Annotated in this window: 12 protein-coding genes, 2 pseudogenes and 2 riboswitches; of the genes and pseudogenes, 6 read left to right on the plus strand and 8 right to left on the minus strand. The window is 74.1% G+C overall.

Annotation, left to right across the window (positions count from 1 at the left end; genetic code table 11):
- Nucleotides 1–46: 46 nt before the first annotated feature.
- Nucleotides 47–974, minus strand: a pseudogene (gene purU / locus REH70_RS02100) (formyltetrahydrofolate deformylase).
- Between purU and REH70_RS02105 the strand changes: the two are divergent.
- The 5 genes and pseudogenes from REH70_RS02105 to REH70_RS02125 all read left to right on the plus strand — a co-directional run bounded on the left by REH70_RS02105 (nucleotide 973) and on the right by REH70_RS02125 (nucleotide 5,196).
- Complete coding sequence (locus REH70_RS02105; RefSeq protein WP_310751677.1) at nucleotides 973–1,488, plus strand: GNAT family N-acetyltransferase; 516 nt, start codon at nucleotides 973–975, stop codon at nucleotides 1,486–1,488. The pseudogene purU and the gene REH70_RS02105 sit on opposite strands and share 2 nt — an antisense overlap.
- Nucleotides 1,489–1,534: 46 nt before the next feature.
- A riboswitch (ZMP/ZTP riboswitch) is annotated at nucleotides 1,535–1,623 on the plus strand.
- Nucleotides 1,624–1,698: 75 nt separating this feature from the next.
- A pseudogene (gene glyA, locus REH70_RS02110) lies at nucleotides 1,699–2,996 on the plus strand (serine hydroxymethyltransferase).
- Nucleotides 2,993–3,871 carry a bifunctional methylenetetrahydrofolate dehydrogenase/methenyltetrahydrofolate cyclohydrolase gene (locus REH70_RS02115; RefSeq protein ID WP_310751681.1) on the plus strand — a complete coding sequence of 293 codons (879 nt, stop codon included), beginning with the start codon at nucleotides 2,993–2,995 and terminating at the stop codon, nucleotides 3,869–3,871. The pseudogene glyA and the gene REH70_RS02115 overlap by 4 nt, the downstream one beginning before the upstream one ends.
- Nucleotides 3,872–3,974: 103 nt before the next feature.
- Nucleotides 3,975–4,040, plus strand: a riboswitch (guanidine-III (ykkC-III) riboswitch).
- Between the two features lie 11 nt (nucleotides 4,041–4,051).
- Nucleotides 4,052–4,366: a multidrug efflux SMR transporter gene (locus REH70_RS02120; protein ID WP_310751684.1), complete on the plus strand. Its 315-nt coding sequence runs from the start codon at nucleotides 4,052–4,054 to the stop codon at nucleotides 4,364–4,366.
- A gap of 44 nt (nucleotides 4,367–4,410) precedes the next feature.
- Nucleotides 4,411–5,196 carry a maleylpyruvate isomerase family mycothiol-dependent enzyme gene (locus REH70_RS02125; RefSeq protein WP_310751687.1) on the plus strand — a complete coding sequence of 262 codons (786 nt, stop codon included), beginning with the start codon at nucleotides 4,411–4,413 and terminating at the stop codon, nucleotides 5,194–5,196.
- Nucleotides 5,197–5,210: 14 nt separating this feature from the next.
- On the opposite strand, the gene REH70_RS02130 is transcribed toward REH70_RS02125, so the two are convergent.
- Complete coding sequence (locus tag REH70_RS02130) at nucleotides 5,211–5,576, minus strand: VOC family protein (protein WP_310751690.1); 366 nt, start codon at nucleotides 5,574–5,576, stop codon at nucleotides 5,211–5,213.
- 109 nt (nucleotides 5,577–5,685) lie between these two features.
- On the opposite strand from REH70_RS02130, the gene REH70_RS02135 reads away from it, so the two are divergent.
- Complete coding sequence (locus REH70_RS02135; RefSeq protein WP_310751692.1) at nucleotides 5,686–6,498, plus strand: exodeoxyribonuclease III; 813 nt, start codon at nucleotides 5,686–5,688, stop codon at nucleotides 6,496–6,498.
- Between the two features lie 64 nt (nucleotides 6,499–6,562).
- Here REH70_RS02135 and REH70_RS02140 read toward each other — a convergent pair whose 3' ends face one another.
- From REH70_RS02140 to galT, 6 genes are all read right to left on the minus strand, one after another.
- The gene (locus REH70_RS02140; protein WP_310751695.1) at nucleotides 6,563–6,742 is read right to left on the minus strand and encodes a hypothetical protein; all 180 of its coding nucleotides are present in this window, start codon (nucleotides 6,740–6,742) and stop codon (nucleotides 6,563–6,565) included.
- 122 nt (nucleotides 6,743–6,864) lie between these two features.
- A complete protein-coding gene (locus REH70_RS02145; protein ID WP_310751698.1) occupies nucleotides 6,865–8,064 on the minus strand; it encodes an ABC transporter permease in 1,200 nt (399 codons plus the stop codon).
- Nucleotides 8,061–8,870, minus strand: a complete 810-nt coding sequence (locus REH70_RS02150; protein WP_310751701.1) for an ABC transporter ATP-binding protein — start codon at nucleotides 8,868–8,870, stop codon at nucleotides 8,061–8,063. Before REH70_RS02150 ends, REH70_RS02145 begins: the two co-directional genes overlap by 4 nt.
- Nucleotides 8,870–9,898 carry a secretion protein HlyD gene (locus REH70_RS02155; RefSeq protein ID WP_310751703.1) on the minus strand — a complete coding sequence of 343 codons (1,029 nt, stop codon included), beginning with the start codon at nucleotides 9,896–9,898 and terminating at the stop codon, nucleotides 8,870–8,872. Before REH70_RS02155 ends, REH70_RS02150 begins: the two co-directional genes overlap by 1 nt.
- Before the next feature lie 265 nt (nucleotides 9,899–10,163).
- Nucleotides 10,164–11,426 carry a galactokinase gene (gene galK / locus REH70_RS02160; RefSeq protein WP_310751706.1) on the minus strand — a complete coding sequence of 421 codons (1,263 nt, stop codon included), beginning with the start codon at nucleotides 11,424–11,426 and terminating at the stop codon, nucleotides 10,164–10,166.
- A complete protein-coding gene (galT, locus tag REH70_RS02165) occupies nucleotides 11,423–12,574 on the minus strand; it encodes a galactose-1-phosphate uridylyltransferase (RefSeq protein ID WP_310754104.1) in 1,152 nt (383 codons plus the stop codon). Before galT ends, galK begins: the two co-directional genes overlap by 4 nt.
- Nucleotides 12,575–12,630 lie beyond the last annotated feature (56 nt).

The following is a 12,630-nucleotide window of genomic DNA, read 5'->3' on the forward strand; positions in this document are numbered from 1 at the left end:
CCGCCGGGCGCGCCCGCGCCGAGGCACGCGCGGGGCGTCGTCGGGCCTAGCGGAAGACGACGGTGCGGTGACCGTTGACGAGCACCCGGTGCTCGGCGTGCCAGCGCACCGCTCGAGCCAGCGCACGGCGCTCGACGTCCTGCCCGAGCGCGACGAGGTCGTCCACGGTCCGGCTGTGGTCCACCCGCTCGACGTCCTGCTCGATGATCGGGCCCTCGTCGAGGTCGCCCGTGACGTAGTGCGCCGTCGCGCCGATGAGCTTGACCCCACGGTCGTGCGCCTGGGCGTACGGGCGCGCGCCCTTGAACGACGGCAGGAACGAGTGGTGGATGTTGATGATCTGTCCGGACAGCTCGCGGCACAGGTCGTCGGAGAGGATCTGCATGTACCGCGCGAGCACGACGAGCTCGACGTCGAGCCTGCGGACGAGGGAGAGCAGAACCTCCTCCGCCTCGGGCTTCGTCGCCTTCGTGACCGGCACGTGGTGGAACGGGATGCCGTAGAACGCGGCGAGGTCGGCCAGGGCGGTGTGGTTCGAGACGACCGCGACGATCTCGATCGGCAGGTTCTCCGACCGCTGGCGGAAGGCGAGGTCGTTGAGGCAGTGCGCCGCCGTCGACCCCATGACCAGCGTGCGCACGGGGCGTCCGGCGAGGTCGAGGTGCCAGCTCATGGCGAACCGGTCGGCGAGCTCGCCCAGCGCGCCCTCGAAGCTCGCCGCGCGGCGAGGTCGACTCGACCTGCACACGCATGAAGAACAGCCCGGTCTGCGGGTCGCCGAACTGCTGGGACTCGGTGATGTTGCCGCCGTGCTCGGCGAGCAGCCCGGCGACCGCGTGCACGATGCCGGGGCGGTCCGGGCAGGACAGCGTGAGCACCCAGTGCGAGCCGTTCGGGTGGACGGCGGATTCCGATGCGTGGGACACGGGGGTCAGAGTAGTCGGGCCCCGGAGGGGCTGACACGATGAGTCCATGACCGCACCCGACGTCACCATCGCCCGCGTCACCGACGACGAGGCCGGCGAGCTGCTGACGCTGCGTCGGGCCGCGTTCGTCAGCGAGGCCCAGGTCTACGGCGACCCCAACATCCCTCCGCTGACCCAGACCCTCGCCGAGCTCCGCGCGGACCTCGCCGCCGACGACGTCGTCACGCTCGGCGCCCGCGCGGGCCACCGGCTCGTCGGGTCGATCCGGGTGAGCCTGGAGGACCACCGGGCAACCCTGGGCCGGCTCGCGGTCGCCCCCGACCTGCAGGGGCAGGGCATCGGGACGCAGCTGCTGTTCGCCGTGCTGCCGTACCTGCCCGAGGACACCCAGGAGATCTGGGTGTTCACCGGTCAGGACTCGGCCCACAACATCGCGCTGTACGAGAAGCACGGCTACGAGCACCAGTACGACAAGACGGCGGGCGACCTCACCTACGCCTACCTCCGCAAGATCCTCGGCGACGACGACGCCTCCGACGACGACGCCTCCGACGGCGCCTGACGGCACCCCCACCGACGTCCGCCGGGTCGCGGCCGCTTGCTAGGCTGACCGGCGTCGCGACTGGCGAAGGGTGGGTCACCACCGGGGAGCGACGAGCAGCAGCAGACTTCGGGGTCGTACGCCTGGGCCCGGCGGTCACCACACCCGCGTGTGCGTGCCCGGCAGACCCCGCCGAACCCCACCACACTGCTCCGAGGCCCGAGGAGACCCATGCCCTCCGAGTCCGACGTCCCGACCGACAACGTCCTCGACCAGTCGCTGTCCCAGCTCGACCCCGAGATCGCCGCCGTCCTGGACGGTGAGCTCGCCCGGCAGCGCGGCACGCTCGAGATGATCGCGAGCGAGAACTTCGTCCCCCGCGCCGTCCTGCAGGCGCAGGGGTCGGTGCTGACCAACAAGTACGCCGAGGGGTACCCCGGCAAGCGGTACTACGGCGGCTGCGAGCAGGTCGACATCGCCGAGAGCCTCGCGATCGAGCGGGCCAAGAGCCTCTTCGGTGCCGAGCACGCCAACGTCCAGCCGCATTCCGGGGCCAGCGCCAACGCCGCCGTCCTGCACGCGCTGATCAACGCCGGGGACAAGATCCTCGGCCTCGAGCTCGCGCACGGCGGTCACCTGACCCACGGCATGAAGATCAACTTCTCCGGCAAGCTCTACGACGTCGGCGCGTACGGCGTGGACCCGGACACCTTCCTGGTCGACATGGACGTCGTCCGCCAGCGGGCCCTCGAGCACCGGCCGGACGTCATCATCGCCGGCTGGTCCGCCTACCCGCGGCAGCTCGACTTCGCCGCCTTCCGCTCCATCGCCGACGAGGTCGGCGCGAAGCTCTGGGTCGACATGGCGCACTTCGCCGGCCTCGTCGCCGCGGGCCTGCACCCGAGCCCGGTCCCGCATGCCGACGTCGTGTCCTCCACGGTGCACAAGACCATCGGCGGGCCCCGGTCGGGCTTCATCCTCTCCACGGCTGACCACGCCCGGAAGATCGACTCCGCGGTGTTCCCCGGGCAGCAGGGCGGGCCGCTCATGCACGTCATCGCCGCGAAGGCGGTCTCGTTCAAGATCGCCGCGTCGGCCGACTTCGCCGCCCGTCAGCAGCGCACGCTCGACGGCGCGCGGATCATCGCCGAGCGCCTCTCCGCGCCCGACGTCGCCGCGGCGGGCGTGTCGGTGCTGACCGGCGGCACCGACGTCCACCTGGTGCTCGTCGACCTGCGGAACTCGCAGCTCGACGGTCAGGGGGCCGAGGACCTCCTGCACTCCGCCGGCATCACGGTCAACCGCAACGCGGTCCCGTTCGACCCGCGCCCCCGCGCGTCACGTCCGGCCTGCGGATCGGGACGCCCGCGCTCGCGACCCGCGGGTTCGGGGACACCGAGTTCACCGAGGTGGCGGACATCATCGCGACCGCGCTGCGCGACGGCGCCGGCGCGGACCTCGAGGCGCTCAAGGCGCGCGTCGCGAAGCTGACCGACGCGTTCCCGCTCTACCCGGGGCTCGCCCAGTGACCGCGCAGATGCTCGACGGCACCGCCACCGCGAAGGCGATCAAGGCCGAGCTGACCGAGCGGGTCACCGCGCTGCGCGAGCGCGGCGTCGTCCCGGGCCTGGGCACCGTGCTGGTCGGTGACGACCCGGGCAGCCGCGCCTACGTCGGCGGCAAGCACCGGGACTGCGCCGAGGTGGGCATCGCGTCGATCCGCGTCGACCTGCCCGCCGACGCGACGCAGGAGGACATCGAGGCGGCGGTCGAGCGCCTCAACGCCGACCCGGCCTGCACGGGCTACATCGTGCAGCTGCCGCTGCCCGCGGGCATCGACACCAACCGCGTCCTGGAGCTGATCGACCCGGCCAAGGACGCCGACGGGCTGCACCCGACCAACCTCGGGCGGCTCGTGCTGCGGGTCAGCGAGCCGGTCGACTCGCCGCTGCCGTGCACGCCGCGCGGGATCATCGAGCTGCTCGTGCGGCACGGGATCACCCTGGCGGGCCAGGACGTCGTCGTCGTCGGGCGGGGGACCACCGTGGGCCGCAGCATCGGGCTCCTGCTCACCCGGCGCGAGCACAACGCGACCGTCACGCTGACCCACACCGGCACGCAGGACCTCGCCGAGCACACCCGGCACGCCGACGTCATCGTCGCCGCGGCGGGCGTCCCCGGGATCATCACCCCGGACATCGTCAAGCCGGGCGCGATCGTGCTCGACGTCGGCGTCACGCGCGTCGTGGACGACTCGGGCAAGACCCGCCTCGCCGGCGACGTCGACCCGGGCGTCGCCGACATCGCGGCGTGGGTCTCGCCCAACCCGGGCGGGGTCGGCCCGATGACCCGGGCGATGCTGCTGGCCAACGTCGTGGACAGCGCCGAGGCCGCCGCGGACTGACCCGCGCACCTGCCGACGACGGCGCCCGACCCCGCCGGGGTCGGGCGCCGTCGTCGTCCGCGGGCGCGTTTGCCCGCCCGCGGCACGGCTGCGACGCTGGCGAGCAGAGCCCGCCGCCGGGCTCCCGGACGAGCGGTGCCGTACCCGGACAGCGACAAGACGGCGCCCGAGGAGATCGTGATGGCCTGGCTCGTGCTCGTGGTGTCCGGTGTGCTGGAGGCGGTGTGGGCGACCGCGCTCGGGCGGTCCGAGGGCTTCACGCGGCTCGGACCGTCGCTGCTGTTCCTCGTCTCGGTGGTGCTGAGCATGGTCGGGTTGGCCTACGCCATGCGCGAGCTGCCGGTCGGGACGTCGTACGCGGTCTGGGTCGGCATCGGCGCGTCGCTCACCGTCGCCTACGCGATGGCGACCGGCACCGAGACCGTGTCCCTGATCAAGATCCTGCTGCTTCTCGGCATCGTCGGCTGCGTCATCGGGCTCAAGCTCGTGCACTGACGGCGGGGCTTCCGGCGCCGCCCTGTCGCGGCCAGGATCGGCGCATGCCGTCGCCCGCCGTCCCCAGCCCCGCCCCGGATCTGGACCACCTCGCGCTGCTCCGGACGCTGCAGGGGGCCTTTGCCGCGTCGATCGGCGCGGTGGCCCCGGACTCGCGGGTGCCGTGGTGCGGGCGGTGGCGCGTGCGCGACGTCGTCGTGCACCTGGCCCGGATCCACCACTGGGCCGCCGCGGAGGCACGGGGCTCCCGCGAGGTGCCGCTCGGGCGCGGACCCTTCGACCTCGAGCCCTTCTACCGGGCCTGCGCGGCAGAGCTGACCGAGACCCTCGCCCGGCTCGGACCGGACGCGGTGTGCTCCACGCTGGTCGGCCGCGGTCCGGCGTCGTTCTGGCGCCGCCGTCAGGTGCACGAGACGCTCGTGCACCTGTGGGACGTGCGCACCGTGGGCGGGCTGGCGGTCGACGTCAACCCTGCGGTGTGGGCGGACACCGTCGACGAGGTCGTCACGGTGATGCAGCCCCGTCAGGTGCGCCTGGGGCGCATGCCCCCGCTCGCGCACACGCTGGCGCTGGTCGCCGACGACGTCGTCGCGCCGGACGGGGCCGTGCGGAGGTGGCACCTGGGCGGCGACGACACCGACCCGACGCGCGACCCGACGCATGACAGGACGGCCGGCCCGTGCGACGGCGCGGCCGTGGAGGTGCGAGGCCCTGCCCGCGCCGTCGCGCTGCTGCTGTGGGGCCGCACCGCGCCCGACGACGCGGCGCTGCGCGTCACCGGGGACCGCGCCGTGCTCGACGACGTGCTCGCGCAGCGGCTCACGCCGTAGGTCGGGCCGGCGCGTCAGCCGTAGGTGAGGCAGAACGGGTGACCGGCAGGGTCGGCGTACACGCGGAACCCGTCGTGGTCGTCGGAGATCAGACGCGCACCCAGCCCGAGCACGGCGTCCTGCGCCGCCGAGATGTCGTCGACCGCGATGTCGAGGTGGAGCTGCTGAGGGACGGTGGGGTCCGGCCAGGTCGGCGGGACGAGGTCCGGAGCGAGCTGGAACGACAGGCGACGGTCGTCCGGACCGCCACCCGGCGGGCCGAGGTCGATCCAGTCGTCGTCCTCCCGCACGATCTCCAGCCCCAGCACCGCGGCGTAGAACTCGGCGGCCGCACGCGGGTCGGGGCAGTCCAGGACCACGGTCTCCAGGCGTCCGATCATGCGCCCATGCTGGCGCCGACGTCCGGGCGCCGCCAGAGGTGAGGCAGCCCACGCCGCGGACCCCGGCCGGCGTCGGTCCGGTGTCGGCGGTGTGGGCGAGGATGGTCGGGTGCTGACGATCGCGACCGCCAACGTGAACGGGATCCGCGCCGCCCTCAAGCGCGGCATGGGGGAGTGGGTCGACACCCGCAAGCCCGACGTGCTGCTGCTGCAGGAGGTACGCGCGCCGGAGGCGCTGCTCGGCGAGCTCCTCCCGGCCGACCGGTGGCACCTCGCGCACGCGGAGAGCGAGGCGAAGGGCCGGGCCGGGGTGGCGATCGCGTCCCGGCTGCCGGTCCGTGCGATCCGCATCAACCTCGACCAGGGCGTGGCGACCAACACCGGCCGCTGGGTCGAGGCCGACCTGGACGTCCCCGCCGACCACGACGGCCCGAGCCGGCCGCTCACGGTGATCTCGGCGTACCTGCACTCCGGCACGGTGGGCACGCCGTCCATGGACGAGAAGTACGCGTTCCTCGACCTCGTGACCGCGCGGATGGCGCAGATCGCCGCCGACGGCGGTCTCGCGGTCGTCGCGGGCGACCTCAACATCGCGCACCGCGAGGTCGACATCAAGAACTGGAAGGGCAACCTCAAGTCCGCCGGCTTCCTGCCCGAGGAGCGCGCCTACGTCGACCGCTGGCTCGACGGGCAGGGCTGGCGTGACCTGGGGCGGGAGCTCGGCGGCGAGGGCCCGGGGCCGTACACCTGGTGGTCGTGGCGCGGGAAGGCCTTCGACAACGACGCAGGATGGCGCATCGACTACCAGCTCGCGACGCCGGCGCTCGCCGCGCTGGCCCGCAGCGCGGTCGTGGAGCGGGCCGAGTCCTACGACCGGCGCTGGAGCGACCACGCGCCGCTGGTCGTGGAGTACGACCTGTAGCGGCCGCGACGGGCGCGGGTCCGACGGACGCGGGGCACACCAACGCGGGTCCGACGGGCGCGGGTCAGACGAGCGCGGGGGCTTCGGTGCTCACGCGGGTCGACGGGGCGCCGACCCACCACGGATCCTCGTGGCGCCACGGGAACTCCGCCGCGTCGGCCATGCGGATCCGACGTGCGAGGGGCAGGCCGAGGGCGACCGAGAGGGCGCACCACACTGTGACGAGCTCCACGATGAGCATCATGTGAGATTCATACGCCTCCGACCGGCACTACGCCAAACGGGGGACCGGCGTGTCCGCGCCGCGAGACGACGCGGACACCCGCGCGCCGCGGGTTGCGGGTCGCGCCGAGTAGCGGGTCGCGCCTAGTAGCGGATCGCGTCGATCACCTTGACCCGGACCGCCACGACGGCGGGGATGAGCCCCGCGAGGGCGCCGACACCGGTCGCGCACGCCATGCCGAGCAGCGCGGCCGACGTCGGGAACGGCGGGGTGTCGTCGAGGGCGACGCCGAAGATCTGCTCGACCGGGATGTTCTTGATGACGACGATCGCGAGCATCACGCCGACCACGCCGGCGACGAAGGTCGCGACGACGGACTCCATGAGCACCCCGAAGAAGACCCGCCCCGACGTCGCACCGAAGCTGCGCCGGATGCCGATCTCGCGGATGCGGTAGCGGACGGTGACGAGCGAGATGTTCACCAGGCCGAGCCCGCCGAGCAGCAGGGCGACGGCCCCGATCCCGGTGATGACCCACCGCACGCCGCCCTCCAGGACGTCGAAGCCGCCGCCCTGGTGCCACACGTCGGCCTGCGTCCCCGGCAGCGCCCCCTGCAGGTCGCGGCGCACGACCTCGGTCAGCTCGTCCGCCATGTCCGGCGGGACCCACAGGTTCAGCGCGGGCACCGAGGGCCCGTACATCGGGTCCGGCGACGCCCAGCGCGTGAAGTGGTCGTAGAGCACGTAGGCGCTCGGGCCCTCCTCGGCCCACCGGTTGGCGACCACCCCGATGACCGTCGACCGGACCGGCGTCTCGCCGCCGAGGACGACGGTCGGGTGGCCGGACAGGTCCGCGACGCCGAGCTGGGCGAGGAACGTCTCGTTGACCACGAGCGCGGGGGCGAGGCGGTCGACGTCGTCGGCGTCGAACCACACGCCCTGCTGCGTCTGCACGCGCCGCATGAGGCCGTACTCGGCGTCGACCGCGCGGACCTCCACGGGCTGCGCGCCGGTCGGGAAGCGGAAGGTGAGCTGGGTGTACATCTCCCGGCTCGCGTACTCGATGCCGTACCGCTCGACCACCCGGGTGTACTCGGCGTCGTACTGGGCGGTCGTCGGGGCCTGCGGACCGGTGGCCCACGCGTTGACGACCAGCGTGGTGGGGCGTCCGGCGTCGCGCTCGACCTGCTCGCGCATGACCTGGTTCATCATCTGCGCCGCGGCGGTGATGCCGGTGATGGCCGCGACGGCGACGGCGACGCCGATGAGCGCGAGCAGCACACGCAGCTTGTGGATGCGCAGCTCGTCCCACGCCTCGACGACGGCGCCCACGAGTCCGGTCATGCGGGTGCCCCGGTCGGGGCGCCGGTGACCACCGGGGCGGGCGGGGCAGTCGCCGGCGCGTCGGACGACGGGCTGGTCACGGGGCGGTCGCCGACCCACTCGGTCACCTGGCCGGGCGCACCGAGGGTGATCGGCACCAGGACGCCACCGGCCAGGCGGTAGTGGCGCTGCGCGCGGGCAGCGACCGCGAGGTCGTGGGTGATCGCGATGAGGGCGGCGCCGGTGTCGGACGCGATCTCGTCGAGCAGCGACATCACCTCGCCGCCGGTGTCGACGTCGAGGGCGCCGGTGGGCTCGTCGGCGAGGATCACCCGCGGCCGGCGCACGAGGGCCCGGGCGATGGCGACCCGCTGCTGCTCACCGCCGGACAGCTTCTCGGGCATGGTGTCGAGCCGCTTCCCCAGGCCGACCCGCTCGAGCATCTCGGCCGCGAGCCGGGACCGGGACCAGAACGCGCGCCCCCGCGCGTACAGCAGCGGGGCGGCGACGTTCTCCAGGGCCGTCCGGCCGGGCAGCAGGTTGAACTGCTGGAAGACGAAGCCGAAGTCGTCGCCGCGACGCCGGGCACGCGCCCGGCTGGACAGCCGCCCGATCGGGGTGCCGTCGAGCACGTACTCCCCGGACGTCGGGGCGTCCAGGAGCCCGAGGATGTTGAGCAGGGTCGACTTCCCGGTGCCCGAGCGGCCCACCACCGAGACGTGCTCACCCGCGTCGACGGACAGCGTGACGCCGGTGAGGATCTCCAGCAGCGAGTCGTCCGGGAGCCGGACCGACCGGGTGACGCCGTCGAGCTCGAGCAGCGCCATCAGCCACCGAACCCGGAGACGAAGCCGCCCTCACCCATGGCGTCGGGCCCGACGACGTCGCCGACCGGGATGAACTCCAGCACCTTGTCGCCCTCGGCCAGGCCCTCGGTGATCTGCACCTGCTCGCCGTCGTTGAGGCCGAGGCCCACGGAGCGCTCCTCCTGCGTGCCGTCCGGGAGTATGACCCAGACCTTGCCGGTCTGGATCGAGCCCTGGACCGCGGTCACCGGCACGACGAGCGCGTTGTCCGCGGACCCGTTCGTGATGGCGAGGTCGGCGCCCAGGCCGGCGAACGCGGTGACGCCGGCCGGGACCGCGCAGGTGACGACGCCGGAGGCGGTCACCGGCATGCCGGTCATCGGGTCGACGGCGCCGGACGTGGTGTCGTCGTCCGGCGGGCCGATCCGCAGGCCCGTGCACACGAACGGCGCGGGACCGCCGCGGAGGGTCACCTCGGCCTCGGTGGGAGCCGTGAGGAGGCGGTACTGCTGGTCCGGCGTCAGGGTGCCGGTGATCGACAGGGTGCCGGGGGTGACCGCGCCGATCGGGTCGCCGACCGAGACGACCTGGTCCTTGAGCGCCGTCAGCGTGACCGTGCCGGCCACCGGCGCGGCGACCGTCTCGCGGCGGATCTTCGGCTTGTTCTCCTTGACGGTCTGCTCACCGGTCTCGGGGTTCACGGTCACGGTCGGCTCGACCGGCGTCTCGAGGGTGATCTCGAGCAGCGGCGCACCCGCCTCCACGGCCTGGCCCTGGGTCGCGACGAGCTTGGTCACGGTCCCGGCCAGCGTGGCCTTGGCGGGGACCGCCGCGTCCGCCACGACCGCTCCGGTGACCGTGACCGTGTTGGTGATGGTCCCCGTCGACACCGGGACGGTCGGCTCGACGATCTGCGCCGTCGGCTGCAGCGGGTCCTCCGTCGCGGTGATGTCCGTCCCGGCGAAGGCGATCTTGACCAGGGCGGCGGCGATCACCGCCCACAGGACGATCCGGATGGCGGGAAACACGATCCTGCGGGTGACGCCCACGGGGCACTCCTTGCCTTCGATGCGGCAGGCGGCCGGGCGCGCGGCCATCGGGACCGGCAGGTGCCGCCCGGTGCCGCGTCGGCGGCCGGTCGGCCGCCGCGTCCCCCGCATGCTCCGGTGGCAAGGTAGCGCGTCCGGTGGTAAGCGCGGGCACGAAACCGCCACTCACCACCCCGCCCAGTGCGACGTTCTCCACCCTTCACGTGCGCTGAAGGGTGGAGAACGTCGCACTCGGCGGGGTGGGGGCCGGGTGCGACCGGTCGGATCAGGCGGTGCGGGAGGCCGGTCCCGACGCCTCGGCGACGAGGAAGGCCGGCGGGTGGAAGCCCGCGTCGTCGAACGCGCGCGCGACGGCCACCGCGACGTCGTCGACGGCGCCGACCTCGACCAGCGCGATTGCCGACCCGCCGAAGCCGCCCCCGGTCATCCGGGCGCCGAGGGCGCCGGCCGCGCGGGCGGCGTCGACCGCGACGTCGAGCTCCGGGGCGCTGACCTCGTAGTCGTCGCGCAGCGACGCGTGCGAGGCGTCCATGACCGGACCGACGTCGCGCACCCGTCCGGCGTCGAGCAGGGCGACGAACGTCTCGACCCGTGCGATCTCGGTCACCACGTGCCGGACGCGGCGGCGGGTCACGTCGGCGGGCAGGTCCGCGTCGGCGATCCGGGCGAGGGCGTCGTCGAGCCCGTCGGGGCGCACCTCGCGCAGGGTCGCGACGCCGAGCTGCCGGGCGGCTGCCTCGCACGCGGTCCGCCGAGCGGCGTACTGGCCGTCGGCGAGCCGGTGCTCGGCCTTCGTGTCGATCACGAGCAGCGCCAGGCCGCTGCCGGCCAGGTCGAACGGCACGTGCCGGACCGACTGGTCGAGGGTGTCGAGCAGCAGGGCGTGCCCCGCCCGGGCCCGCAGCGACGCGGACTGGTCCATGCCGCCGGTCGGCGCACCGGCGACCTCGTTCTCCGCGCGGATGCAGGCGGCGACGAGGCGGGTGCGGCCGGCGTCGTCGTCGGCGAGCCCGAGACCGAAGGCCTCGTCCAGCGCGACGGCGACCGCGCACTCCAGCGCCGCGGACGACGACAGGCCGGCGCCGTACGGGACGCACGAGTCGACGACGGCGTCGAAGCCGCCGACGGTGTGCCCCGCCGCACCCAGCGCCCAGGCGACGCCGGCGGCGTAGGCGGGCCAGCCGTCGACGCGTCCGGGGCCGGTGTCGGCCAGCGGCGCCGACCACAGCCCGGCGTCGGGCTCCTGCGCGGACGCGAGGCGGACGACGGCGTCGGCTGCACCGGGCGTGCCGGCGGCGGAGGTGCGGCGCAGCGCCACGTAGGTGCGGTGCGGGAGGTCGATCGGCAGGCACAGGCCGCCGTTGTAGTCCGTGTGCTCCCCGATGAGGTTGACCCGGCCCGGGGCGGACCAGACGCCGTCGGGCTCGGCGTCGAAGCGCGCCCGGAAGGCGGCCGCGGCGCGCTCGGCGCCCGCCGCCGGCTCCCAGGCGTCGACCCAGGTGACTCCGGTCGCGGCGTGCCGGCTCATCGGGCCACCTCCTGCAGGCGGGCGGCGATGCGCTCGGGGGTGGTGTCGCTGATCCACGCGCCGAGGCCGGACTCGACGCCGGCGAGGTACTTGAGCTTGCCCGGCGCGCGCAGCACCGAGAACACCTGGAGCGACAGCCGGGACAGCTCGCGGCCCTCGCGCACGGGCGCCTGGTGCCAGCCCGCGATGTACGGCAGCGTCAGCGGCTGGCCGTCCGCGCCGACGAAGAACAGGTCGAGGCGGCGCAGCAGCTCGAGGTACACCGGGGCGAGGTCGGCGCGCTCGGCGTCCGTGAGCGCGGGCAGGTCCGGCACGTCGCGCCGGGGGACGAGGTGCACCTCGACCGGCCACTTGGCCGCGAAGGGGACGTAGGCGACCCAGTGCTCGGACTCGAGGACGACGCGCTCGCCGCTGCGCAGCTCCGCGGCCAGCACGTCGGCCCCGAGGAGCCGACCGGTCGAGGCGTGGTGCGCGCGGGCCTGGGCGAGCACGGCCTGGGTCCGCGGCGGAAGGTACGGGAACGCGTAGATCTGCCCGTGCGGGTGGTGCAGCGTGACGCCGATCTCCTTGCCGCGGTTCTCGAACGCGAAGACCTGCTCGATGCCGGGCAGCGCGTTCAGATGCGTCGTGCGGTCGACCCACGCCTCGATGATCGTGCGCATCCGGGTCGGGCTGACCGACGCGAGCGACGCGGACGGGTCGGGGCTGAAGCAGATGACCTCGGTGCGGCCGCTCGCCGGACGGACCGGCCACAGCTCCTCGCCGTCGCGCAGGGTCACCTCGTCCGGCACACCGGGCACGGCCATGAGGGACGGGAACCGGTTCTCGAAGACGACGACGTCGTAGTCCTCGGCCGGGATCTCGCCGTCCTGGTACGCGGCGCCGGGCCGCGCGGGCGCGAGCGGGTTGGAGTCGGCGGCCGGCAGGAACGTCCGGTTCATCCGGTGCGCCGCCATGGGGATCCACTCCCCGGTGAGCGGGTCGCGCCGCAGCTCCGGACCCGTGACGGGCCGGGCGACGCCGTCCTCGCCGACGACCGGGGCGAAGCGGTCCGGCAGCGGGCGCGGGTCGTCCAGCCGGCGGGTCGCGCCGCCCGAGACGTACGGCTCGGAGTCGTCGAAGTAGATGAGGTCACGGCCGTCCGCCATGCGGGTGGCGGTGCGTCGCACGCGTGCGGCATGCGAGCCGGCGGCCGGGGGGCTGT

Source organism: Cellulomonas sp. ATA003 (assembly GCF_031582905.1).
Classification (GTDB): Bacteria; Actinomycetota; Actinomycetes; order Actinomycetales; family Cellulomonadaceae; genus Pengzhenrongella.